Raw genomic sequence first — 21,778 nt, 5'->3', positions numbered from 1 at the left:
GGACATGTCCCAAACCGATTTGGACATGTCCCCTTTGGCCTTTGGTATAGAAGTGAAGGAGGCTTTATGGCCACATTAGGAAATCCCAGGAATACCATTGAAATTCTGAATAAATATAAGTTTGTGTTCCAAAAGAAGTTCGGTCAGAACTTTCTGATCGATACCCATGTACTGGAGAAGATCATCCGGGCTGCGGATATCACGAAGGAGGACTTCGTGCTGGAGATCGGTCCGGGTATCGGAACCATGACCCAGTACCTGGCGGAGAATGCCCGGGAGGTTATGGCTGTGGAGATCGACCGGAATCTGATTCCGATTCTCGAGGACACGCTCGCCGGTTATGATAATGTGACAGTGGTAAATGAAGACGTCCTGAAGCTGGATCTGCCGGAGGTGGTCCAAAAGGAGAATGCGGGGAAGCCCATCAAGGTGGTGGCGAATCTGCCCTATTACATTACGACCCCGATTATCATGGGTATTTTCGAGAGCCACGTTCCGCTGTACAGCCTGACGATTATGGTGCAAAAAGAGGTGGCGGATCGAATGCAGGCAGGGCCGGGATCAAAGGACTACGGTGCCCTGTCGCTGGCCGTACAGTATTATGCGAAGCCCTATATCGCGGCCAATGTTCCTCCGAACTGCTTTATGCCCAGACCTAATGTGGGTTCCGCGGTAATCCGGCTGACGAAGCATGAGAAGTCTCCGGTGGAAGCGACGGATGAGAAGCTTTTGTTCCGCATGATCCGGGCTTCGTTTAACCAGAGGAGGAAAACCCTGGCAAATGGGCTGAAAAATTCACAGGAGCTTAGTTACTCTAAGGAACAGATCGAATCGGCAATCGAAAAAGCGGGCTTCCCGCCCGCGGTACGGGGAGAAGCCCTGACGCTGCAGCAATTTGCGCAGTTATCAAATATTCTGGCAGAAATGACTATCGATTAAAATCGATGGTCATTTTACCGTTTTCAAAGGTAAGAAACCGATGGTTCATGGATGCCTGGTGCAGCCGGCCGGCGGGCAGTATCGTACGGGTCCGGTGAACCGACAGCATCAGCCCTACGATACACAAGTTTAAAACCATCCATCGTCCGCCATAGGAGAAAAATGGCAGCGCAAGCGGGGCCATATGGAAAATGCCCAGATTGACGGTTAAATACAGCAGGATTTCAAAGGTTAAAGTACAGCTGCATGCCATCGACACCAGATAGCCCAATGCATTCGTCTGGCGTGCGCTCAGACGGAACAGATAGATCAGGAAAGCGGCCAGCAAGGCGATCAGAACAACCGCAGGTACCCACCCAAAGTGGATGATCACATAGGAAAGCAAATAGTCGGTACTGATTTCCGGGAGGTTTTTCGTTATTTCGCTGTTGCGCAGACCGCCGATCATGCTAGCCTGGCCGATCAGGCCACGGAGCTTCATAATCATGTAACCCTCATTGTCAGCGTATGCCGATGGGTGCAGCAATACTTGAAGACGTCTGAAACGATAGCCTCCGTTGTTATACAACAGCAGAATCAGTGGCGGGATCACACTGATACCCCAGGTACACAGGAGGGCCCAGCCACGCTTTACGCGAAACCAGTTTTTACAGATGGCGATGCTCATCAGAATCAGGCAGCCGCCGAGGACCAGCATAAAAGCAGAGGCACTTGGTATGAGGAGGAAGAGGATGCCTGGAAGCAGTAAAAACAGTAAATTCTTCAGCAGTCCTCCATAGCCGCTGCCCCGTGTACTGTATACAAGCCCTGCGAACAGAGGTATGAACAGCAGCATATAAGGCAAGAGTGTGATAGAACGTCCGTTATACTTAGGCGCAAAATCCGAATAGATAAATAAGCCTATCCAATAAACGGTCCAGATAATATAGGGGTGCTTGGACAGCAGAGTAAAATCCAGGCGGCAGATCAGTGTCATGGCCGCTATTCCGATCAATATTCCGATGAAATGACGGGAAAGGGGTGAAAACTGTGAACCGGTACCATCCGAGCGGATGATGAACTGGATCAGGAAACCGACCAGGCAGAGCGCGACCACGCCAAAATATAAAAACCAGTCCATACGCGGGCGGTGAATACGGTCTAATTTTACTCCGATGTCTACCGGATCTCCCATCTCTTTGATGGCGGTATCCGTGGCTTCCGGATCGGAAATGCCGGCTTCCAGCAGAAAACTGCGCTCTTCCTCCAGATGAACCCGGATTTCTTCGGTAACATAGGAACGGATCTTGCGGCAGCGGATCTGATCCTGGACCGTGGCTACATACGCATCGATTTTATGAAAGGATTCCATAGCTGACACCTCCCAGGATCTGATTGACCGCCGAAGTATAAAGTTTCCACTCCGCTTTCTTGTCTGAAAGATAGCGGAGTCCTTTCTTAGTAATAGTATAATATTTTCGTTTTTTGGGAGCCTGAGTGTTTTCATAGGAGGACAACAGACATTTGTCTTCCAGGGAATGTAACAATGGATAAAGAGTTCCAGCCTTGAAATCAAAGGTATGGTCCGAGCGCCTGCGCAGTTCCTCAATCATTTCATAGCCATACATGTCTTTTTCTTCCAGCAGTTTCAGAATCAGCATACCGGTACTACCGGCCAGCAGGGATTTGTCGATGTTCATCAGAGGCACCTCCATTTTAAGCGTTATAGATGAATTATGTATCGATGATCTACATAAAATATATATCGATGATCTATATATGTCAAGCAATTTTATTCCATAAATCCAAAATTTTGCATTTGATGGTTACTATTCACAGCCAATGTCAGTTAGTTAAGCTCATAGGGTATTCAATCTATGAGCTTAACTAACTGACATTGGCCGTGAATAGTAACATTTTATGTGCTGCAAAAAGGAATTAATTGTCATGAATTTCCGCATTCCTGAATAGAATAGTTATAGAAACTAAGTACAAAAAGGAGAGACCGATTTGTCTGATTATAAGCGGCTGGTTGCATACATATATGCCTATGAAAAAGAGCAGAAGGGAAATAATGTGGGTTTTGCCAAGATAGAGGCCCGGAACGGAGAATGCAGAATCGGAATACATCTGAGAGGAATTTATACCGGTACGCAATCCCCGTTAAAAGCGTTTGCGTTTGTCAGAGGAAGCAGTGGAATCTACGGAATTTTATTAGGAGAATTCAGGATTGTAAACGGTGTTGGAGACTTTAAGTCGATAACGGATGCAGAAAATTTGATGAATACCGGAATCAGCCTGGATGATATCGGAGGGCTATACATCTGGTCGGACGGCGCGAAAAATTACGCGACGGAATGGGATGATCAGGCGATCCAGCCGGCGCAGTTCTATTTATATAGTGAGTGGAAAAGCAGGGAAGCGGCTGATCAACGGGAAGATTCCAATATTTTGTTAAAGGCCGCCCAGGCGGACCTGCCTCCGGACGATGAGATGGACATATTGGCGACGGCGGAGTTTGAGCATAACGGAGAATTATTCTCGGAGGAAGCGCTGCTGATGGAAGAGCAAACCCAAGGCCTGACTGGTGCCAAACATTCTCCGGAAGCGGTTCAAAGCGATGTAAAAACAGAGGATCCGGATGCTTATGAGATGGAAGAATATGAAGAAAATATCTATGCGGAAGAGGAGCAAAAATATGAAACAGATCTGGCGGGGGATTATGCAGAGTACGGAATGAATTTTGATCAAAGCTCTGCAGCTGGCCAGGAAGCCGTTTCTGCCAATACAGAGATAGATGTAGCGGGACAATGGTATCCACCCACGGATGACCGTGATGAAGAGATGGGACCGACAGCGCCCTGGGATCAGGAGGATGAACAGCAACCGTGGAAAGCCCCGGAACACCGTGTAAATGGGGGTCAGATGCGGAACAATCCGGTCCCTGCGCTGCCTATAGAGATTATACCGGATGAACCGAGGGTAAATGGGACAATACCGGAAGAGCCGGAGGCTAATAGGCCAATGCCGGAAGAGCCAGAGGCTAATGAGCCAATGCCGGATCAGACGCTGAACAATATCCCTGTGCCTGAGACGGACCTATCGAATTGGAACGCAGACGATACGATCTCCGGAAGGGAAGAACCATATATTCCGATTGAACAAAGAGAAGTGCTCAGAGAATTGCCGAATGAGGCGGCCGCCGCATATCCTGATGGCGGTCCAACTGCAGCGATCGACGAGAGGCCTAATGTAAATATGGGAACTTCTCAAAGCTCCACAGCCGCGGCAGAGCCCTTCCCATCGGCCGGCGAGACTCCGGCGGCCGATACGGGTACTGCCGGCCCTGGCTGTGATATATCCGGCCGCTATGTTCAACCCTCGCAGAAATGGGAAAACCTGAAGAATACTTTCCCCGGAATTGTGCCTTTTGAAGACAAAGAAACGATAGAGTGCATTCGTATAGAGCCAAAAGATCTGGTACAGCTTCCCAAAGAGGAGTGGATTCTGGGTAACAACAGTTTTCTGCTGCACGGATATTACTATTACCGATACCTTTTACTGGGCAAAATGAAGAAAGGCGGGGAGACTTTCTATGTGCTGGGGATTCCGGGAATCTACGATAACAGAGAGAAAATGATGGCGGTGATGTTTGGCTTCCCGAATTTTAAACCTGCTAAAAAAATAGAATCCAAAATAGGGCAATTTGGATTCTGGTACAAACGGGTGAGACTGACCGATTAGTCCAGCCCCCGGATTTGTACAGTACCGATCTTTTCGGCACAGATATCACGCCATCTTTGCAGTGTTTCCCGTGAAGGTGCGTGAAATCCTTCCTGAATCACGGAGTCAGAATCCTTATAAGGCTGCAGATAATAAGCGGGGGAACCTTCTAACCAGTCGCGGATGGAATACATATCCCCGTCGCTATGCAGTTCATCCACTACCGTGGTACGGAATTCATAAGAAATCGGAGAATCTTTCAATAACTGAACAGATTCTTCGATTTTTTTCATATTAAGACCCGATATCCCGGAAACCATTGCATAATTTTCACGGGAGGACTTAATATCCATAGCGACACAATCCAGCAGATGTTCATCCAGCAGATTTCGCAGAACCTCTGGCCTGGAGCCGTTTGTATCCAGCTTAATCTTGTATCCCAGATCCCGAATGGTATGGATCAGATCGGGAAGTTCTTCCTGGAGAGTCGGCTCGCCCCCAGTGATACAGACTCCATCCAGAATACCCCGGCGTTTCTTCAGAAAACGGAAGACATCGATCAGCGGTATAACCGGTTCCGAAGCCGGATTCAGTACCAGACCGGCGTTATGGCAGAAGGGACAACGGAAATTACAGCTTCCCAGGAAAAGAGTAGCGGCCACGTGGCCGGGATAATCCAGTAAAGTAGTCTTATTGAGTCCATGTATTTGCATACCAGCACCTGCCTGTGTTAAGATTAAAATAAATAATATTCTAATACATACAATATAAAAATAAAGCTATTTACCATCATAACACAGAATAAAGAAAATAGGAAACGGGAACAAGAAAATGCTAACGATGGATGAGAAATATATGAAAGAGGCGCTGCGCCAGGCAAAAAAAGCCTATGCCCTGGGTGAAGTCCCTATTGGCTGCGTGATTGTCTGCGGCGGGAAAATAATCGGAAGAGGCTATAACCGGAGAAACACCGATAAAAATACGCTGAATCATGCCGAAATAACCGCAATCAGGAAGGCCAGCAAAAAAACAGGAGACTGGCGGCTGGAAGGCTGTACCATATATATTACACTGGAACCGTGCCAGATGTGTTCCGGAGCCATAGTACAATCCCGTATGGATCGGGCTGTGATCGGCTGTATGAATCCCAAAGCCGGATGTGCGGGATCGATCCTGAATATTTTACAGATGAAAGAATTTAATCATCAGGTAGAAATCACCTACGGGGTACTGGAAGAAGAGTGCAGCGAATTATTAAAAAATTTTTTCAAGGAACTGAGGAAACGGGTAAAGCTGGAAAAGAAGCAGAGAAAAGAGAAAACAGAAAAGGAACAAGACAAACAGGACGAATCAAATCTATCGAACTGTTATTAATTTAAAAGTTAATATTGATATCTTTCACATTTACGATCTTTCTGCATACCATAAAAAAAACAAAGTGACATTAACTATGAATTGTTCAAACCTTCTCTTTCTCTCCACTATCGCATGTCAGCTTTCAGAATGCTTATCAGAAGATGAAATTACCATACTTATATAATGGTGAAAATTGACCTTTACCCGGCCTGCAAATACATTCTATAGCCTCAGTGCAATCGAATGTGATTATGATTTATGGTGTGCCCTATTATGGATGTACAATTAAAAACATATAATTAGAAAGTATGAAGAAATTTAATAAGAATAAATATTAAGCTATATAGAAATTAGTTTATTAATATCGAGTATATAGTGATACAGTATACACTACATATATTAACGTCCTTTAAACTATGTAAATAGATGTATAGTAAAATGCAGACAAAAGTATTTAAAAACTAGTATCCTTTAAATAACCAGATACTTCGAAATATTCCTAGAAAAACAAATGCGGATTACGTTATATAATAACGAATCCGCAAAAATACTAACTTTTCGATAATCGAAGCGACAGGATTTGAACCTGCGACCTCTGCGTCCCGAACGCATTTGTCACTACCTGCCTCATTGCCACGTTCTATATTCTACAATACTTTTACGGATATTTCAAGACCTAATTTAAAAGAATTCTATCCCATATTAACACCTAAAAACAAAGAAAACTTAGAAAAAAACTTAGAAAAAATTATTGCCACGACCATATGATCAAAAAAGACATTGCCTAAACAATGTCTTTTTTTGAGTTACCGGTACGGGTTTTGCTAATTAGAGGTACGGGGTTAGGAGTCCAATCGACAAGCTCATCCAGGGAGCAGCCTAATGCCTCACAGATCAAATCTAATTGTTCTAAGCTTACTCGGTCTGTCATTTCATGATACAATTCATTGATCGTGTTTGCACGAATACCTGTTTTTCGAGAAAGATCAGCTTGTGTCAAACGTAATTCACCTAACTTCCTTGAGAGCATTATTCGGATCATCTAAAACCACCCCTAAACCGATAATATCATGCGTTGTTAATATGTATCGGATTCTGATAGAAAATATCAAATATCGATATAAAAAATCAATTGCCGGATATAAATTATGAATTAAGATACCATTGTTTCAAAAGGGGAGGGACATATGGAAGAAAGATTAGTAATTGAAATTTTACAATCGGCAACCGAATACCTGTCATTAGAACAACTTGAAAAATTACAGAATACGCTATACATAAAATTACATGACTACGAAATAAAAGAGATTTGCACTGATCTTACAATATCAACAGACGGGAATTATCAATTATTGGATATGTTCCTGGCTACAAAACGAGTAGAAGGCCGAGCCGATAGCACGCTGAAATATTATAATTATATTTTGACCAGAATGATTGACAACGTAAATAAATTGTTAAAGGAAATTACAACAAACGATCTTCGTTATTATTTGGCAATCTATAAAAAAGATCATGATGTGAACAATATAACTATAGATAATATGCGAAGGATATTCACATCTTTTTTTGGATGGCTTACAGAAGAAGAATATATCCGTAATAACCCGGCAAAGCGTTTAAAAAAAACGAAAATAGATAAGTTGATTAAAGAACCTTTGAGTGATGAACAGCTGGAAAAAATAAGATGTAATTGCGAAAAAGAAAGAGATTTAGCGATAGTAGATTTTATGTATAGTACAGGAGTAAGAGTGTCAGAGCTTGTAGCACTCAATCGGACAGATATCAATTTTGTATCTAAGGATTGCATAGTAATGGGTAAAGGATCAAAGCAGAGGAAGGTATACTTGAATGCGAAAGCAAGTCTGCACTTGAAGTCTTATTTATTGAGTAGGACAGATGGAAATCCGGCTCTTTTTGTGACATGCAAAAGTCCTTATACAAGACTTACTAAAGGTGGAATCGAAAGTATTATAAGGAATTTGGGAAGAAAGGCAGGAATAGAAAAAGTTCATCCGCACCGTTTCCGGAGGACCATGGCAACCGATGCCATGAATCGGGGGATGCCGGTGCAAGAAGTATCTATACTCTTAGGCCATCAAAGTATAGAAACGACCATGATTTATTGTGTTGTAAACCAAAATTCTGTTAAAGCATCACACGAAAGATGTATTTAAAGTACATTTGATAAATTTAGAATAAGCATGTTATTTGTTAAGTGTTTTTAAAATTGAACATATAACATCAATATCTTCGTCGGAGAGATCATTTACATTATCGAGGCGTTGTTTGATATTGGCTATCAGTTCGTCTTTTACGCTTTGTGTTTGATTATTTCTTGTAAAAAAATAACTTGTAATTGTACTTGTAAGAGAACCGATTAATCCAATACCTACCAGCATTAAAACCATAGCTATCAAGCGCCCCAATGGAGTAGATGGAGATATATCACCATAGCCTACGGTTGTGGTAGTAACAAAAGACCACCAAATACCATCAAAAAAATCCATGTCTTCAACATAATGTATCGCTATGCCTCCGATTGTTATTAATACGGAAGTTAAAATTAACATGTATTTAAAACCATTTGTATTTAAGAAATTTTTTATTTTATTTATAAACCGTAAACTATATGTAAACAATCTGACAAGTTTAGTAAGTTTAGTTATTTTTACAATTTTAATAAGTTTAGTGAATTTAAATATTCTGAATATTCTAAAAGCGGAATTAAAAGGAATTATTGCTATAAGGTCTAATATATTATTTTTAATAAAATCTTTTTTATTACTGGCAGTTATGAGACGAATTAAATAATCACTTATGAAAATTATTAAGATGATATAGTCAATAATTATCTGCCATTTGGAAAGTCCTTTAGTTATATCTAATAATGCAAATATAACAGATATAATAGCTAATATACCAATGCAAATTTCATATATTACTTTTTTATGCATATTTAGTGCCTCTCATCAACAAATATATTTTAATTCAATATTATCATTTGAGAAGACAAAAGGATATAAAATAATATAAAAAAGAGTGGGAATACCACTCTTTTCTAGTGTTCTTATTTCTTTGGAATTGTATGTTTGTGCTTATTCTTTTGCTTCTTTAAGCAATTCTATAATATTATCTGTAAACTGATCTATCACCTTGCGGTTTTTCGAATTTAAACGACCATAAGATAATAAAACACTTTTAATTAATTTGTTGCCATTGTCTCCGCATAATTCAGCAGCATATTGGGCAATTTCAATTTCCGGTAATGGATTAATATATGGTTCACCCTCACCATTTCGTAACCATTCTTCGTTGACATTGAATTCTCTACAAACGGAGATAATAGTCTGTTCAGATAGAAGGCGGGAACCACTTTCATAATTGCAGATAGCAGACCTTGTTAGCCCTATTCTTTTCCCAAACTGTTCTTGATTCAATCCATAATACATTCTAATTTCTTTTAATCTATTTTCCATTAAGTATACCTCCTATAAATTGATAATATTACAACAAGTTCACAATGTCAACAGAAAAACATTGACAAGAAACACAATGTGTATTAATATATACACATAGAAAACAAAATTATACACAAGGAGGCTCAAAATGGAAAGTGATTTAAAGAAAACAATTAATGAATATTACAAAAAGATTGAAAGTCTCAATGAAGATAACTTAAAAACAATTCTGACGGGAATTGACGTATTGTTAATCAGTCAGAAAGTAACAGAGAATGAAGATCTTAGATCGGCATAGGAGTTTGGTATCTCTTTTAAAATCAAAAGTCAATTAAGAAGGTGAAGTTAATGTACCTAGAACAAAGAGTAGAGCATCTCGAAAAGAAAATAAGTACACTCATGGAAGAGAATAGAAAGTTAATATCAGCTATGACGGACGTAGGGGCTAACATAAATCGTTATGAAAGTCCTGAAAGGGTTGCAGAAATCTTAGGAGTACATACGAACACGGTATACAAAAAATGCAGATCGGGGGAAATGGAGTTTACAAAAGTAGGAAGAGATATAAAAATTCCTATGGTTCAATTTTATTCTGAATCACTATTGGATAACCTGGGATACCTTCGACCGGTGCCGAAAGAAATAAAAAAGTCAAAAGCACGATCAATATCCATGAAAGAAAAGGTATTTGGATCGTAAATATTCATGGTTAGCAGGAAAGGAGAAACGATGAGAACAGGGGATAAAGTTCAATATATTGCTGATCTTCACGCTGATTATACAGGACAGTTAGCCAGAACAGAAGCATTTGATCTTAAAAACCGGATGGTGACGATCTGCTTTGAAGACGGAATGACACTTACATGTTTTTACGATGAGATCCAGGAGGTAAGAGATAAATGCTGAAAATATATGTATGCTCTCCATGTCGAGGAGATTTGCAAACAAATTTAAATCGTGCCCGCAAGTATACAAAACAGATTATTAAAGAGGGACATGTACCGATCACACCGCACCTGTTTTTTTCAACAATTCTTCATGATGAAATACCCAAACAAAGAGAAAAAGCCTTGAAAATCGGATTAGAACTGTTGAAAGGGTGTCACGAAGTCAGAGTATACGGCAGCAGGATAACAGAGGGAATGCAGCAGGAGATAGAAGAGGCGGAAAAATTGGATATTCCAGTAATATACAAAAAAGCTTAAGGAAAGGTTTAGGAGGGAGAGCATGAAGTACGAAATATGCAAGGGTAAAGAAGATGATGGAAGAAGTGTAAGAACCAATTAACCTATAAACCAATATTTAGCGAAGGAAGGAGAACATGAAATTAAAATGGTTGGATGAGTATTGCAATGCCTGTGGACAGCAGTTAAATAGTTGGGATAAGCGGTTATCGAAAACGCTGGCCTATAAAAATCCCGTATGCGAGAAATGTATTGCAAAAGAGTATGACATGGAGGTAGATGATCTGCGTAGCCGCATGGAAGACTTCTTCGGGATTCGCCCGTGTCAAGGGATATGAGGTAGGATGATGGAGGACGAATACAATCTTTTGACACGAAAACTGCTGGCGGAAGGTTATACGTCGGATAATTATCCGGATTATGTGCGGCTTCCGAGTGGATGCTGGGGGAAACAGCCATTGCAGAATTTGCATGGAGGCTTTGAATATACAAAAAATAAGCTTTGGTCAATGGTATTTAAAACAGGATGCGGATTGCTTATAAAAGGTTCGCAGTTGGGTTCCGGAAGCATGTCGTACATGGGAATTCTCTGGGTGCCAGAGAATAATAACCCAGTCATTAGATGCCCATATTGTAAGGAGTTGTGTGATTTACGTAATCAAATACTCGGTGGTCCGGCAGGAGGAGGAATATGCAAATTATTGCAATGTGATTGCCACCAAACAGAAGAATCGTACGACTACGATAAAAGTGTGGATAAGGTTCGTGACATAATGAGCCAGGAAATACGCAGGAAATATGATGAGTTTTCGGAGAAGGCGCACGGGCATATATGTTACTGGCATATGACATACAACGAATGGGACGGAATGTGGAACCAAAACTATGATCCGATGACATGCGCAAGAATGTGCATGAATATCGGGAAGACATGTGATCTGACACATAAGCCAGTCAGTAAAAAGAAGGGAAATGTGTTTTATGATGTGAAAGTATCATACGTCCGAAAAGACGATACATTATTTGATGGCGAAGAGGTAGTGACGATCACGAAGGGAAAAAGGCTGTTTAAAACGGCAAAATCCATAACCATATGCGAGCAGGTGGCAAAGAGGTCGGTAAGGGAGATTGAAAGGAAAGAAAAAGACAGATATTATGCAGAAGTATTGCTAAAGGGTTACAAGGTTGAGGTTCTGAATGTCCGTGCGGAACAGCGGGAAAGCCGTGATCTGATGCAGGATCTACAGGATATCCAAGACGGAATTAGGATTACCCATGCATCCGACCTGGAAAAGAAGGATAAAATGCAGAAAAAAGAGAACCGGAAGCTGGCACAGGAGAAGCGCATTGCGCATCTGGAAAAGAAATTAATCGAGGTTGGATATTATAATTTAGATGACTACAGCCTTGACCGGGTGCATGCTGATAAATGGCTGGGAAAAGACAGGATTACAGAGCTGGAAGAGATCCGGAAACAGAAGATTAAGGAAGAACAAGAAAAGCCGGTTCAGCTTAGTTTGTTCGACATGATATAAAATTAAATCATAGAAAGGGGCCGGAACCTTCCCGGGAAAAGGCGCGCCGGGTTCCTTTCGAAAAAATGAAGATATTAAGTTGCGGGGCAGGTATGCAGAGCACCGCGTTGGCATTGATGGCTTGCGAAAATGTTCGCGAGCCGTGGAAATATCCTCTCGTGCCGGTGTATGATCTGATCGCTTTTTGTGATCTGGGCATGGAACCGCCGTGGGTGATGGATCAGGTAGAGTTTATACGGGTGGCCTGCCAGGAGGCCGGGATCAGATTTGAGATCCTGCGGTCGCCGCTGTACGAGGATTACATGCGGGATTTCGGGAGGCGCCGTGTTGTCTCCATACCTTTTTGGACGGTGGATGAAGCCGGGAAAAAGGGAAAAATGATGCGAAACTGCACGATGGATTACAAGATCGGTCTGATACAGAAATATGTCCGCTGGGAGTTGCTGGGATACAGCAAGGGACAGCGGACAAGGCCGGAGGATATCAAAGCCCACGAAATGCATATAGGATTTTCGACAGAGGAAAAAAGGCGGTGCAGCGAAAACCCGCACAGAATGTTTATCAATCGATTTCCCTTGGTGGAAATGGGCCTCGAACGCAAGGACAACTATGCGTACATCAAAGACGTGTGGGGGCTGGAAACAAAGGCTAGTGCATGTACATTCTGCCCATTTCACCGAAATTATTTTTTCGCTGATCTTAAGCAAAATCACACGGGCCAGTACCAGGATCTGGTGGAGTTTGATGAAATGCTCGAGCGAGAGCAGCCAAATACGAAGATCCGGAGTAAGCTCTATATTTCAAGATCGAGAAAAAGGATCGCAGATCTGACCCAGGAAGAATGCCTGGACCCGGAATGTTTTGATTACAAGGGAACACAGATCTGGAACGGATTTTAATCAACAAAATCGGAATTTGGGTAAGAAAGAAGGTGTTTTATGTATGTACGGAAATGAAGGCGAAAAGTGGGTAATGACAAATGAATTATCCATTAACGGATTGATGATTAATGAAGTTGGTACGGAATTTGAAATTGCACCATATTATTCTGTGCCACATGGGTATACGTCCATCAAGTATGAGGGTATCTTGATTTTCATTCCAGATAAGGTTTTTGAGGAACATTTTGTGAGACTGGATACCTATAAACAATACTATCATCTTGGAGATATTATCAAAATAAACGCTAATGGTAATCTTGGAGATTACAGTATTGAGGGGATAGATGGTGGTAGACATTATGTCACTTTACGGTTGAAACGTGATTAACTTAGGTTTTTGGAGGTAAAATCATGGATACACAAAAAATCGAAAAGTTATACGAACTGCTTGAAAGAGCGGAAGAGGAACATGATATAGAAGTGGCGGCGGCACTCCGCTGGGCAATTTTTAGCTTAGAAAATTAACATTTGGAGGTGCAATAGTGATAAATAAGTTGTTTGGGGTTGGAGTAAAAACAGAAAATAAATTGTCGTTATCACATAATTTTAGTGTATCGCTGGATTTTTGCGATCCGATCCGTGAGCGCGACGCTCGCGACTGGTTACAGCGAGTTATAGCTGATGCGGCGCATGTAGAATTTGAAGTTGATGATAATTAAGATTTCCGGGAGAACCGGAGAAAGGAATTAAGATGAAAAAGACATTAGAATTACCGGTTGAGATAGGAACAGTTGTGTATGAAGCGGAATTTCCAAAGTATCCGCAGCGAGTGATTGGATACCGCATAGGGCGGATGATGGGAGAAGACGAAGAAGAATTTGAGGATGAACGTGAGACAGACGAACTGTATATGGAGTATGAAGGCTGTGGAATGTCTGGTTCATCTAGTGCTTTTATGTTTGGAAAAAGTGTTTTTCTGACACGAGGGGAAGCGGAGCAGGCTTTTTTGAAAACTGACAATTAAAATTTTCAGGAGAACTGGAGGAGATATATGAAAAAATGGGATATTGAAATGGCATATGGAATTAATTTTTCAGTGCAAGTGGAGGCCAGTTGTCGAGAAGAAGCGATCGAAGCAGCTAAGACGCTGGTTGAAAAAGGAACCACAATACTTCCTTTTGATAACTCTGTTGATGATAGTGGATTGATGTTTGAAGGTGTAACATTTGCTAAGCAAAATTAAAATTTAAGAAAGGATAGATACAAGATGAAATTTTTAAACGACAGGTATGCAAAAGTTTTTAATCATAAGGGCTTTGATATTTGCACACTTAAAAGTGCGTGCCCGGGACAAGGGGATATGCTTGGATATGTGATAGATGACGCACGATTTGTGGATCAGACTTTTGATCTGATCGATGATGCCGTTAAAGCGATAAATACACATTAATATTTGGTTTTTAAATTGAGGTACAAGAGAAGGTGAAGGGGTGGTTAATGAATTACAAATTGCCTGGGAAAGAGCTATTAGTATTGAAAGTATTGGAAATTACGGAGGAGATAAGTACGGATTAGAGTACATTGGCGGAATCAACCGTAATGAAAAAATTTATAAATTTTTTAAAGATGATGAAGGACGGTACTGGTATAGTAGCGAAAATAGCAGGAAGGAAAAAAATGAAAGAGACTCAAAAAGACATTGACAAAAGGGAGAATCCACCTGAAGCACTATTGATAAAGCAGGTTGGAATGTGCCGCTTTTGTGGACAAACTCATATGATACAAACGGAAGATAAATGGACAGATCCACAACTGGAAGAAGAAGCAACACGGATATGTGAATGTGATGAAGCAAAAGCATATCAGGATTCCGTGACAAAAAAAGAACGTACAAAAAAGAGAATTGATGAACTATGTGGAGAGGGAGCAGGGTCTAATTTTATTCATGCTGATATTGCGGATGGATTAAAGAAGTTTGCTGATTATATATGTGACAAAAGAGTGAAAGAGATTAGCGTAACAGTTACAAGTGGAGAAAAAGTAAAGATTAAAATGCTTGCTAAAGATAAAGTAAAAATTGAGAGATCAAAAACAAATATAAAAATGTTTGAAGAATAAAAAACCGCCCGGTTTTTGCAGAAACCGGGCGGATGTGCCATGTAACATATGTATTTATCTATGTTTAAATTTTAGCATGTACATGGCATAAAGTCAAGAAATTAAGGGGTTAAGCCTCTTTTATGACTCGATAAGCATATTATTTTACCGACACTATAGGAGGATTTTATGCCATATATAAAGCAAACCTGCATAGCAGGTAAAACGAAGGAATTTATGTTTTATTATACGTCCAAATATAACAAAAAAGGAGGAACCCGGGAAAAAAATACTAATAAAACACCTGAAGCGCAAAAAAAGATAAATAGTAGAAACTCTGCAAGAAAATTGACAAGAATATTGAATGCAAATTTTGATGGTAGTTCATGGTATATAACATTAAGCTATAAAAAAAATCTTAGGCCAACAGATAAGAAAGCATTTAAATGTGATGTTGATAAATTTCTTCGTAATCTTCGTGCGTTATATAAAAGGGAGGGTAAGGTATTAAAGTATGTATGGGTTCCAGAAATGGGAGAACGTGGTGCGGTACATATACATATAGTTATCAACAATATTGAGGCATTGAAAGTGAAAAACCTATGGAATAAGGGATGGATCACATTAAAACCATTGGATAATGATGGGCAATACAGGAGATTGGCAAACTATTTTATAAAGTATTCAGATAAGGCTATGAAGACAGAGGAAAGCATATCAAGTAGACGGTATAACGCAAGTAAAAATCTGATTATACCAGAACCTGAAAAAAAAGTAGTGATGGGGAGAAACGCGTACAATCATACGATATGTGTACCAGAAGGATGGTGCATTGATAAAGACAGCATAGTAGAAGCGTGGCACGAAGTAACAGGATATATGTTCTTTACATATACACTAATCTATATTGGAAAAACAAATATAGTATTTGACAGGATATTTTCAATGGGAATGGAAACAGGAGAAATAGAAATAAAAGAGCGGCATATAAAACAAAAAGGGAGAAATAAGCATGCGAAATTACAAAATAAGTCAAATGAGAACACCGACAGGAAAGGTGATGTGGTGCGGAGCGGAAGACGATGAGCAGGAACAAATAATTTTGTGGTCAGAAAATATGAAATCAATGTACCCGGAATTGGATTTACTCTATCATGTGCCGAATGGAGGAAAGCGTACGAAATCAGAAGCGGCAAGGTTTAAACGTATGGGTGTTAAATCAGGAGTACCGGATTTAGTGCTGCCAGTTGCCAGGGGTGGATATGCAGGAGCGTATGTAGAACTAAAAGTCGGGCCAAACAAAGCAACTAAAAATCAAGAGCATTGGATAAGCAAACTGGAAGAGCAGGGATATTATACAGCGGTTTGCTATGGAAGTATTGAGGCAGAAGAAACTATTGAATGGTATTTGCAGCAGGGTAAAACAGTGCTTATGACAATGGAACAATGTGGACGTAAAGATGCGGAAAGGGGATTGTGAACATGAAGGTATTATCTATTGTAAATTTAAAGGGTGGCGTAGGAAAAAGTACAACGGCTATAGCAATGGCACACCTTTTATATGTTAAAAAGTTAAGGAAAGTATTGCTGATTGATAACGATCCGCAGGGAAACACCTCGAGAACATTTGAATGCTATGATCCTACAATTGAGGCCGGAACAATGAACATGCTTCTAACCAGAAAGTCGAAAGAGAATATATGGAATACGTTGTATGAAGGTATAGACATAATGCCATGTAATTTGATAATGGAAGCAGCGGAAAAGCAGGTACTGTTGGACACAGAGTCAGCACAACATAATAGATACATAGAAGCATTGCGAGAGATAGAAAATGAATACGATTATTGCATCATTGATAATCCACCAGATATTGGAATGCATGTGATAAATGCTTTGGTCGCGTCTGATCAAGTTATAATTCCAGTTAACCTAGATAATTGGTCATTAGATGGACTGGAAGAATTAGTGCAGCAGGTTAAGCAAATCAAAGTTCTGAATAGCAAAACGGAATTAGCCGGGGTATTGATTACAAATTATGAAAAGTCTGTAACAAGTGAAGCGGCTGAACGTTGGCTTAGAGAAAGAAGTGGGCAACCGATATATCATCAGAAAATAAGACATTCAAAACAGACAAAGGACTGTACGGTGTACCATAAGCCGGTTACAGAATACAGTATAAGATGTGGCGCATCACAGGATTACAAAAAATTTATAGAAGAGTATTTGAAACAGGAGGGAATATAAATGACAGGATTTAATGTTCTGGATATGCTAAATAGAACAACAATTATGGCAGCAGAAAAGACAGAAGAGTATAAAGAGATAACGCTGGATATCGAAAATATTATAGTGACAAATCATAATAAGTATAGTATGGATGAAATTCAGGAGTTGGCAACAGGGATTTTGTTGGCAGGAGGATTACAGCAGCCTATTGCGATTGGTAGAGTCGAGGGGGAATACCGGTTGATCTCTGGACATCGCAGACGCGAGGCTTTACTTCTGTTAATCGCAGAAGGTAATTCTTCTTATCGTAACGTACCATGCCGATATAAAGATATGACAGAGCTTAACTTCAGAATTGAACTTCTTTGCGGAAACACGTTCAATCGGAAGCTGTCGGATCACGATCTAATGATACAGGCGCAGGAATGGAAAGAGGTATTACAACAGGCGAGAAAAGAAGGATCACTTGTACTGGAAAAAGGTAAGAGGGTCAGGGATTACGTTGCAGCAATATTGGGTGAGAGCACGGGAAAAATCGGACAATTAGAAGCAATCAACAATAATGCAGTAGCAGAATTAAAAGAACAGATGCAGGAAGGGAACATAGGGGTAACGTCTGCTTACATGGCGAGCCAGTTACCAGAAGAACAGCAGAAAGACATTGCAGAAAGGGTGGAGGACGGAGAGGATATAAAAAGCAGGGAAATCCAGGATATGATAGAAGAGAAAAAGCAGGTTGTAAATGCGTTGAATCCACCTGAAGAGGAAGAAGAAAATAAAATAGAGCAGGAACAGAAAAGACAATCGGTGTCAGATACTGACACAACGGAAGATGAAAGGGAAAACGCCAGGAGGCTACATGCTTTGAAAATGATAGAAAAATATTATATCTACTTGAACGATGAAGAAGTAAATATACTGGAAGCTATGCTTAAAGACTGCAAGCGAAGAAAGCGTGAATATGCGTTAGAGGAAGAGTGATGCTATGTATGATCTTGTTTAAATCGGCAGAATCAATATTAAAAAGGAGGCGAAGTAAAAGTGGTAGATAATTCAATTATTATAACAGGAATAATCTGCTTAACGATTGTTTTATTAAGCATTATTAATATGATCGGGAAAAAGATCGGAATAGAAAAAGAAGACAAGGAGATCCGCAAGCGGGGATTCAAACCAGTGGGTACGTCGCCAAAACATAAAGAATAAACAGAGGTGATTAAGTGGAAAGCATAATTGTTTTGAATGATGCTGAATTAGAAGTAATTATAAAAAAAGCTATAGGAGAATATAAGAGGCAGGAAGAAGCAAAAAAGAAAAAAGATAAATACCATGATACGTATGAACTTATGAAAATATATCGAGATGTGGCTATACATATCGAAAGAAGCATAAGCGAAGCAGAGCAATTAAAAATTGAAGGTATGAGTGATAAACAGAAAAAAGTATTCCTTAATTCTGTAAGGGAAAGTAAAGTAAGAAGTATGCTCATGACTACCCATATAGATGTAATGGTAAAAGAGATAGAGGAACGAAGAAAGAGGGAGGGAAGAGAGAAGGAGTATCAGGCATTTGAATTATATTTTTTTAACGGAATGACATATGATGAAATCGCCGAGAAATTAGAATGTGGAAACAATACACCGAGAAGATGGGTATCTGGAGTATTAAGGGAACTGTCACCACTCATATGGGGATATGATGCTTTACCAGCATAAGATCGTGATAAAAGGGTGGAAAAAAGATGGTATTTTAATAGTGGATTACAGATGATACTATGATAGTATAAACAAATTGTAAGAAGCGGCAGGTGAAAGCTTGCCGCTTCTTTGCGCTATTTTGGAACTGGAAGGATTAGCAGATGGCAGCAGGACAGAGGGGATATGTTTGACACAGGAGGACTTAGAAAAGTATATCAACCACTTGTTAGCTTCAGGAAAACTATGGAAATTTTATAAGCATCCAGAGTGGATGGAACTACGTCAGGAAGTATTAAATGATTTTCATAATGAATGCCAGGATTGTAAGAAACGAGGGATACATACGCGGGCCGGGAGTGTGCACCATGCACAATACGTGAGAAGTCATCCGAGACTTGCACTTAGTAAGACATATATGTATGACGGAAAGGAATATCAAAACCTTATACCGTTATGTAAGGCATGCCATAATGCAAGACATCCAGAAAAAGGGAATAGAAAAAGAAAAGATAGATTTATGAATGAAGAACGGTGGTGACTCCCCCCTTAAAAAGAATTGGATTTTATTGAAAATCTCTCAACGGGGCATGGGGTAGACAGTTCGGATATGCTACGCGCGCATATGAGGGGGGTGGTGTATATGGTAAATGAAAGCAGCGAAAATGTAAAAAAAATTGAGAGATCAAAGCTATTTAAGTTGATAAAAAAAGATCTTCTGGATCAGCTGGAAGCAAACGGAACTTGTGGTAAATATTTCGAAGATCTTGTGGATGATTACATGACAATGTACATCACCAAAACATTACTTGCGACGGATATTAAAAAACGAGGAAACCCAGTTGTTTACGATAACGGAGGTGGACAAAAGGGATTCAAAAAAAATGAAAGTATTGAACTTTTTCATAAAACAAATGCACAAATGTTGAAGCTGATATCTGAATTGGGATTAAGAGCTATACAACAAATCGGGGCTGGTGATCCTGATGATCCTTTATGATGAAGTACCAGAGATTTCAGAGTATATTGAACAGGTAAAAAATGGAGAATATCCCGTTTGTTTATGGCAAAAAAGACTTGTTTTTTTCATAGAAAAAGTGTTTTCGAATGAGATTTTGACTATAAAAACGGACGTTTTAAAAAACTATATGGGATTACAAAAATATTTTCCATTCGATCTTCTACCATGGGAAAAATTTTGTTTTACATTGCATAATTGCGTATTTCGAGAAGATGGATTACCAAGATTTCCAGATCTTTTAATTTTTGTCGGACGGGGAGCGGGGAAGAATGGATATTTAGCATTTGAAGATTTCTGCCTTATCAGTCCGTATCATGAAGTGAGAGAGTATGACATTGATATATGTGCAACAGGTGAAGACCAGGCAAGAATGAGTTTTGATGATGTGTATAATGTGCTTGAAAATCCAAAGAACAGGAAAAAGTTACGGAAACATTTTTATTGGAACAAAGAAGTTATAAAAGGAATTAAAAATAATTCGAAGTTAAAATATAGGACGAACAATGCAAAGACGAAAGATGGATTGCGATCAGGAAAAGTAGATTTTGATGAAGTACACGCATATGAGACATATGACAGCATAAAAGTTTTCACAACTGCTCTGGGCAAGAAACCACATCCTCGAAGAACCTATGCTACAACGAACGGTGATATATCAGATGGAGTCCTGGATGATCTAATCGAAAAGGCAGATAAGATCCTACCAAAGATTGATAATAATGGGGTGCCGAATTGGGAAGATACGATCGAGGACAACGGAATGTTGTGCTTTATATGCATGCTGGATAGAAAAGAAGAGTATGCAGACGAAAAAATGTGGCATAAGGCGAACCCGTCGTTACGTTATTTTCCAAACTTATATGAGGAAACTAAAAAAGAATATATTGATTATTGCGATAATCCAGACGCGAACAGCGATTTTATGACAAAGCGAATGAATATCCGGGAGGGGATTAATAAAGAAATACAGTTGACAGATTGGGAAAATATAAAAGCCACGAACCAGCCTATACCATGGGAGGATCTCGAAGGTCAATCGGCAATTGCTGGAATCGATTATACAAAGATTAACGATTTTGCAAGTTGTGGATTGCTATTTCGAAAAAACGGAAAATTCATATGGTTTCAGCAAACATGGGTGTGCAAAAATTCTAAAGATTTGCCACGGATCAAATATGATATGAAAGGGGCGCTAAGGAAGGGAGAAATCATTATGGTAGATGGATTAGAAATAGATCCGGATCTGATTTCGGAATGGATAGCACAACAAATGACAAAATATAATATTCAACGTGTGGCCCTAGATAACTATCGTTTATCATTGATAAAAAAATCTCTCGAAAAGGTTGGAATCATATATGATCCCGACAAAAAAATGAAAGATCAAGTTATACAACTTGTGCGTCCGTCAAACATCGAGTTAGTAGAACCGATTATAGACAGTGCTTTCACAAATCACAATATTATATGGGGAGATTGTCAAACCATGCGCTGGTATGCGAACAATACTAAAAAGGTGCAAACGAAAAAGAACGGAAATTATCAGTATAAGAAAATTGAAGCGAAGAGTCGAAAAACAGACGGATTCTTTGCATTTGCGGCTGCGATGACGCAGTGGGAAGATCTTCCAGAGATTTTACCGCCGCCACCACAATTGCAAGCATTTGTTTTCTGAAAGG

The 21,778-nt window shown here is 39.9% G+C and carries 33 protein-coding genes and 1 tRNA gene; 27 read left to right on the top strand and 7 right to left on the bottom strand.

Annotated features, from left to right (window positions below; translation table 11 throughout):
- The first annotated feature begins 66 nt into the window (after window positions 1-66).
- The gene (rsmA, locus tag KTH90_RS20155) at window positions 67-939 is read left to right on the top strand and encodes a 16S rRNA (adenine(1518)-N(6)/adenine(1519)-N(6))-dimethyltransferase RsmA (RefSeq protein ID WP_158351279.1); all 873 of its coding nucleotides are present in this window, start codon (window positions 67-69) and stop codon (window positions 937-939) included.
- Here rsmA and KTH90_RS20150 read toward each other — a convergent pair.
- Together KTH90_RS20150 and KTH90_RS20145 are read right to left on the bottom strand one after the other, a co-directional pair.
- Window positions 929-2,290, bottom strand: coding sequence for an FtsW/RodA/SpoVE family cell cycle protein (locus tag KTH90_RS20150; protein WP_238727363.1), 1,362 nt, complete (start codon window positions 2,288-2,290; stop codon window positions 929-931). The two genes, rsmA and KTH90_RS20150, sit on opposite strands and share 11 nt — an antisense overlap.
- On the bottom strand, window positions 2,274-2,618 hold the full coding sequence (locus KTH90_RS20145; RefSeq protein WP_238727362.1) for a PadR family transcriptional regulator: 345 nt from the start codon (window positions 2,616-2,618) through the stop codon (window positions 2,274-2,276). Before KTH90_RS20145 ends, KTH90_RS20150 begins: the two co-directional genes overlap by 17 nt.
- A 310-nt stretch (window positions 2,619-2,928) precedes the next feature.
- Here KTH90_RS20145 and KTH90_RS20140 point away from each other — a divergent pair, with 310 nt between their 5' ends.
- Window positions 2,929-4,662 (top strand): DUF6128 domain-containing protein, encoded by a 1,734-nt coding sequence (locus KTH90_RS20140; protein WP_238727361.1) that lies wholly within the window; start codon window positions 2,929-2,931, stop codon window positions 4,660-4,662.
- On the opposite strand, the gene KTH90_RS20135 is transcribed toward KTH90_RS20140, so the two are convergent.
- Complete coding sequence (locus KTH90_RS20135; protein WP_158351275.1) at window positions 4,659-5,354, bottom strand: anaerobic ribonucleoside-triphosphate reductase activating protein; 696 nt, start codon at window positions 5,352-5,354, stop codon at window positions 4,659-4,661. The two genes, KTH90_RS20140 and KTH90_RS20135, sit on opposite strands and share 4 nt — an antisense overlap.
- A 118-nt stretch (window positions 5,355-5,472) precedes the next feature.
- Between KTH90_RS20135 and tadA the strand changes: the two genes are divergently transcribed.
- Complete coding sequence (gene tadA, locus KTH90_RS20130; protein WP_238727360.1) at window positions 5,473-6,015, top strand: tRNA adenosine(34) deaminase TadA; 543 nt, start codon at window positions 5,473-5,475, stop codon at window positions 6,013-6,015.
- A 548-nt stretch (window positions 6,016-6,563) separates the two neighbouring features.
- On the opposite strand, the gene KTH90_RS20125 is transcribed toward tadA, so the two are convergent.
- Window positions 6,564-6,626: transfer RNA gene (locus KTH90_RS20125), tRNA-Leu, on the bottom strand.
- Window positions 6,627-6,781: 155 nt separating this feature from the next.
- Window positions 6,782-7,039: a helix-turn-helix domain-containing protein gene (locus KTH90_RS20120; RefSeq protein ID WP_238727359.1), complete on the bottom strand. Its 258-nt coding sequence runs from the start codon at window positions 7,037-7,039 to the stop codon at window positions 6,782-6,784.
- A 145-nt stretch (window positions 7,040-7,184) separates the two neighbouring features.
- Between KTH90_RS20120 and xerA the strand changes: the two genes are divergently transcribed.
- On the top strand, window positions 7,185-8,174 hold the full coding sequence (xerA, locus tag KTH90_RS20115; protein WP_238727358.1) for a site-specific tyrosine recombinase/integron integrase: 990 nt from the start codon (window positions 7,185-7,187) through the stop codon (window positions 8,172-8,174).
- 30 nt (window positions 8,175-8,204) lie between these two features.
- On the opposite strand, the gene KTH90_RS20110 is transcribed toward xerA, so the two are convergent.
- On the bottom strand, window positions 8,205-8,954 hold the full coding sequence (locus tag KTH90_RS20110; RefSeq protein ID WP_238727357.1) for a potassium channel family protein: 750 nt from the start codon (window positions 8,952-8,954) through the stop codon (window positions 8,205-8,207).
- A gap of 141 nt (window positions 8,955-9,095) precedes the next feature.
- Window positions 9,096-9,476, bottom strand: coding sequence for a helix-turn-helix transcriptional regulator (locus KTH90_RS20105; protein ID WP_238727356.1), 381 nt, complete (start codon window positions 9,474-9,476; stop codon window positions 9,096-9,098).
- Between the two features lie 130 nt (window positions 9,477-9,606).
- Here KTH90_RS20105 and KTH90_RS20100 point away from each other — a divergent pair, with 130 nt between their 5' ends.
- From KTH90_RS20100 to KTH90_RS19995, 23 genes are all read left to right on the top strand, one after another.
- The gene (locus KTH90_RS20100; RefSeq protein ID WP_238727355.1) at window positions 9,607-9,756 is read left to right on the top strand and encodes a hypothetical protein; all 150 of its coding nucleotides are present in this window, start codon (window positions 9,607-9,609) and stop codon (window positions 9,754-9,756) included.
- Window positions 9,757-9,806: 50 nt separating this feature from the next.
- Window positions 9,807-10,157, top strand: a complete 351-nt coding sequence (locus KTH90_RS20095; RefSeq protein WP_238727354.1) for a helix-turn-helix domain-containing protein — start codon at window positions 9,807-9,809, stop codon at window positions 10,155-10,157.
- A gap of 30 nt (window positions 10,158-10,187) precedes the next feature.
- A complete protein-coding gene (locus KTH90_RS20090) occupies window positions 10,188-10,364 on the top strand; it encodes a hypothetical protein (protein WP_238727353.1) in 177 nt (58 codons plus the stop codon).
- A complete protein-coding gene (locus KTH90_RS20085; protein ID WP_238727352.1) occupies window positions 10,358-10,663 on the top strand; it encodes a DUF7768 domain-containing protein in 306 nt (101 codons plus the stop codon). The genes KTH90_RS20090 and KTH90_RS20085 overlap by 7 nt, the downstream gene beginning before the upstream one ends.
- A 116-nt stretch (window positions 10,664-10,779) precedes the next feature.
- Window positions 10,780-10,980, top strand: coding sequence for a hypothetical protein (locus tag KTH90_RS20080; protein ID WP_238727351.1), 201 nt, complete (start codon window positions 10,780-10,782; stop codon window positions 10,978-10,980).
- A 363-nt stretch (window positions 10,981-11,343) separates the two neighbouring features.
- The gene (locus KTH90_RS20075; protein ID WP_238727350.1) at window positions 11,344-12,177 is read left to right on the top strand and encodes a hypothetical protein; all 834 of its coding nucleotides are present in this window, start codon (window positions 11,344-11,346) and stop codon (window positions 12,175-12,177) included.
- A 65-nt stretch (window positions 12,178-12,242) separates the two neighbouring features.
- Entirely contained in the window at window positions 12,243-13,076 is an 834-nt protein-coding gene (locus KTH90_RS20070; protein WP_238727349.1) for a hypothetical protein, read from the top strand.
- 43 nt (window positions 13,077-13,119) lie between these two features.
- Window positions 13,120-13,446 carry a hypothetical protein gene (locus tag KTH90_RS20065; protein ID WP_238727348.1) on the top strand — a complete coding sequence of 109 codons (327 nt, stop codon included), beginning with the start codon at window positions 13,120-13,122 and terminating at the stop codon, window positions 13,444-13,446.
- A gap of 154 nt (window positions 13,447-13,600) precedes the next feature.
- On the top strand, window positions 13,601-13,777 hold the full coding sequence (locus KTH90_RS20060; protein WP_238727347.1) for a hypothetical protein: 177 nt from the start codon (window positions 13,601-13,603) through the stop codon (window positions 13,775-13,777).
- A gap of 32 nt (window positions 13,778-13,809) precedes the next feature.
- Window positions 13,810-14,082, top strand: coding sequence for a hypothetical protein (locus KTH90_RS20055; RefSeq protein WP_238727346.1), 273 nt, complete (start codon window positions 13,810-13,812; stop codon window positions 14,080-14,082).
- 27 nt (window positions 14,083-14,109) lie between these two features.
- Window positions 14,110-14,301 (top strand): hypothetical protein, encoded by a 192-nt coding sequence (locus tag KTH90_RS20050; protein ID WP_238727345.1) that lies wholly within the window; start codon window positions 14,110-14,112, stop codon window positions 14,299-14,301.
- A 24-nt stretch (window positions 14,302-14,325) separates the two neighbouring features.
- On the top strand, window positions 14,326-14,508 hold the full coding sequence (locus tag KTH90_RS20045) for a hypothetical protein (protein WP_238727344.1): 183 nt from the start codon (window positions 14,326-14,328) through the stop codon (window positions 14,506-14,508).
- A 40-nt stretch (window positions 14,509-14,548) separates the two neighbouring features.
- Window positions 14,549-14,761: a hypothetical protein gene (locus tag KTH90_RS20040; protein WP_238727343.1), complete on the top strand. Its 213-nt coding sequence runs from the start codon at window positions 14,549-14,551 to the stop codon at window positions 14,759-14,761.
- On the top strand, window positions 14,736-15,176 hold the full coding sequence (locus KTH90_RS20035; protein WP_238727342.1) for a hypothetical protein: 441 nt from the start codon (window positions 14,736-14,738) through the stop codon (window positions 15,174-15,176). Before KTH90_RS20040 ends, KTH90_RS20035 begins: the two co-directional genes overlap by 26 nt.
- A 168-nt stretch (window positions 15,177-15,344) precedes the next feature.
- A complete protein-coding gene (locus tag KTH90_RS20030) occupies window positions 15,345-16,241 on the top strand; it encodes a rolling circle replication-associated protein (RefSeq protein ID WP_238727341.1) in 897 nt (298 codons plus the stop codon).
- Window positions 16,168-16,635 (top strand): VRR-NUC domain-containing protein, encoded by a 468-nt coding sequence (locus tag KTH90_RS20025; protein ID WP_330656123.1) that lies wholly within the window; start codon window positions 16,168-16,170, stop codon window positions 16,633-16,635. The genes KTH90_RS20030 and KTH90_RS20025 overlap by 74 nt, the downstream gene beginning before the upstream one ends.
- 2 nt (window positions 16,636-16,637) lie before the next feature.
- Window positions 16,638-17,402, top strand: a complete 765-nt coding sequence (locus KTH90_RS20020) for a ParA family protein (protein ID WP_238727340.1) — start codon at window positions 16,638-16,640, stop codon at window positions 17,400-17,402.
- A complete protein-coding gene (locus KTH90_RS20015; protein ID WP_238727339.1) occupies window positions 17,403-18,365 on the top strand; it encodes a ParB/RepB/Spo0J family partition protein in 963 nt (320 codons plus the stop codon).
- Window positions 18,366-18,425: 60 nt separating this feature from the next.
- On the top strand, window positions 18,426-18,590 hold the full coding sequence (locus tag KTH90_RS20010) for a hypothetical protein (RefSeq protein ID WP_238727338.1): 165 nt from the start codon (window positions 18,426-18,428) through the stop codon (window positions 18,588-18,590).
- A 14-nt stretch (window positions 18,591-18,604) separates the two neighbouring features.
- A complete protein-coding gene (locus KTH90_RS20005; protein ID WP_238727337.1) occupies window positions 18,605-19,099 on the top strand; it encodes a sigma-70 region 4 domain-containing protein in 495 nt (164 codons plus the stop codon).
- 253 nt (window positions 19,100-19,352) lie between these two features.
- Window positions 19,353-19,619, top strand: coding sequence for an HNH endonuclease (locus KTH90_RS25525; protein WP_408626301.1), 267 nt, complete (start codon window positions 19,353-19,355; stop codon window positions 19,617-19,619).
- A 102-nt stretch (window positions 19,620-19,721) separates the two neighbouring features.
- Window positions 19,722-20,078, top strand: coding sequence for a P27 family phage terminase small subunit (locus KTH90_RS20000; RefSeq protein ID WP_238727336.1), 357 nt, complete (start codon window positions 19,722-19,724; stop codon window positions 20,076-20,078).
- Window positions 20,065-21,774: a terminase TerL endonuclease subunit gene (locus tag KTH90_RS19995; protein ID WP_238727335.1), complete on the top strand. Its 1,710-nt coding sequence runs from the start codon at window positions 20,065-20,067 to the stop codon at window positions 21,772-21,774. The genes KTH90_RS20000 and KTH90_RS19995 overlap by 14 nt, the downstream gene beginning before the upstream one ends.
- Window positions 21,775-21,778 lie beyond the last annotated feature (4 nt).

This window comes from Diplocloster modestus, from assembly GCF_019042245.1.
GTDB lineage: Bacteria > Bacillota > Clostridia > Lachnospirales > Lachnospiraceae > Diplocloster > Diplocloster modestus.
This window is presented reverse-complemented; position numbering and strand designations above follow the sequence as displayed.

What these genes read in the sequence shown, in the direction of transcription:
- KTH90_RS20045 (WP_238727344.1), top strand. Translation starts at nt 14,326, where the DNA reads ATGAAATTTTTAAACGACAGGTATGCAAAAGTTTTTAATCATAAGGGC.
- KTH90_RS20145 (WP_238727362.1), bottom strand. Translation starts at nt 2,618, where the DNA reads ATGAACATCGACAAATCCCTGCTGGCCGGTAGTACCGGTATGCTGATT.
- KTH90_RS20080 (WP_238727351.1), top strand. Translation starts at nt 10,780, where the DNA reads ATGAAATTAAAATGGTTGGATGAGTATTGCAATGCCTGTGGACAGCAG.
- KTH90_RS20150 (WP_238727363.1), bottom strand. Translation starts at nt 2,290, where the DNA reads ATGGAATCCTTTCATAAAATCGATGCGTATGTAGCCACGGTCCAGGAT.
- KTH90_RS20000 (WP_238727336.1), top strand. Translation starts at nt 19,722, where the DNA reads ATGGTAAATGAAAGCAGCGAAAATGTAAAAAAAATTGAGAGATCAAAG.
- rsmA (WP_158351279.1), top strand. Translation starts at nt 67, where the DNA reads ATGGCCACATTAGGAAATCCCAGGAATACCATTGAAATTCTGAATAAA.
- KTH90_RS20035 (WP_238727342.1), top strand. Translation starts at nt 14,736, where the DNA reads ATGAAAGAGACTCAAAAAGACATTGACAAAAGGGAGAATCCACCTGAA.
- KTH90_RS20110 (WP_238727357.1), bottom strand. Translation starts at nt 8,954, where the DNA reads ATGCATAAAAAAGTAATATATGAAATTTGCATTGGTATATTAGCTATT.
- KTH90_RS20070 (WP_238727349.1), top strand. Translation starts at nt 12,243, where the DNA reads ATGAAGATATTAAGTTGCGGGGCAGGTATGCAGAGCACCGCGTTGGCA.
- KTH90_RS25525 (WP_408626301.1), top strand. Translation starts at nt 19,353, where the DNA reads ATGGAACTACGTCAGGAAGTATTAAATGATTTTCATAATGAATGCCAG.
- KTH90_RS20085 (WP_238727352.1), top strand. Translation starts at nt 10,358, where the DNA reads ATGCTGAAAATATATGTATGCTCTCCATGTCGAGGAGATTTGCAAACA.
- tadA (WP_238727360.1), top strand. Translation starts at nt 5,473, where the DNA reads ATGCTAACGATGGATGAGAAATATATGAAAGAGGCGCTGCGCCAGGCA.
- KTH90_RS20055 (WP_238727346.1), top strand. Translation starts at nt 13,810, where the DNA reads ATGAAAAAGACATTAGAATTACCGGTTGAGATAGGAACAGTTGTGTAT.
- KTH90_RS20095 (WP_238727354.1), top strand. Translation starts at nt 9,807, where the DNA reads ATGTACCTAGAACAAAGAGTAGAGCATCTCGAAAAGAAAATAAGTACA.
- KTH90_RS20105 (WP_238727356.1), bottom strand. Translation starts at nt 9,476, where the DNA reads ATGGAAAATAGATTAAAAGAAATTAGAATGTATTATGGATTGAATCAA.
- KTH90_RS20030 (WP_238727341.1), top strand. Translation starts at nt 15,345, where the DNA reads ATGCCATATATAAAGCAAACCTGCATAGCAGGTAAAACGAAGGAATTT.
- KTH90_RS19995 (WP_238727335.1), top strand. Translation starts at nt 20,065, where the DNA reads ATGATCCTTTATGATGAAGTACCAGAGATTTCAGAGTATATTGAACAG.
- KTH90_RS20090 (WP_238727353.1), top strand. Translation starts at nt 10,188, where the DNA reads ATGAGAACAGGGGATAAAGTTCAATATATTGCTGATCTTCACGCTGAT.
- KTH90_RS20020 (WP_238727340.1), top strand. Translation starts at nt 16,638, where the DNA reads ATGAAGGTATTATCTATTGTAAATTTAAAGGGTGGCGTAGGAAAAAGT.
- KTH90_RS20050 (WP_238727345.1), top strand. Translation starts at nt 14,110, where the DNA reads ATGAAAAAATGGGATATTGAAATGGCATATGGAATTAATTTTTCAGTG.
- KTH90_RS20015 (WP_238727339.1), top strand. Translation starts at nt 17,403, where the DNA reads ATGACAGGATTTAATGTTCTGGATATGCTAAATAGAACAACAATTATG.
- KTH90_RS20135 (WP_158351275.1), bottom strand. Translation starts at nt 5,354, where the DNA reads ATGCAAATACATGGACTCAATAAGACTACTTTACTGGATTATCCCGGC.
- KTH90_RS20025 (WP_330656123.1), top strand. Translation starts at nt 16,168, where the DNA reads ATGCGAAATTACAAAATAAGTCAAATGAGAACACCGACAGGAAAGGTG.
- KTH90_RS20120 (WP_238727359.1), bottom strand. Translation starts at nt 7,039, where the DNA reads ATGATCCGAATAATGCTCTCAAGGAAGTTAGGTGAATTACGTTTGACA.
- KTH90_RS20065 (WP_238727348.1), top strand. Translation starts at nt 13,120, where the DNA reads ATGTACGGAAATGAAGGCGAAAAGTGGGTAATGACAAATGAATTATCC.
- KTH90_RS20100 (WP_238727355.1), top strand. Translation starts at nt 9,607, where the DNA reads ATGGAAAGTGATTTAAAGAAAACAATTAATGAATATTACAAAAAGATT.
- xerA (WP_238727358.1), top strand. Translation starts at nt 7,185, where the DNA reads ATGGAAGAAAGATTAGTAATTGAAATTTTACAATCGGCAACCGAATAC.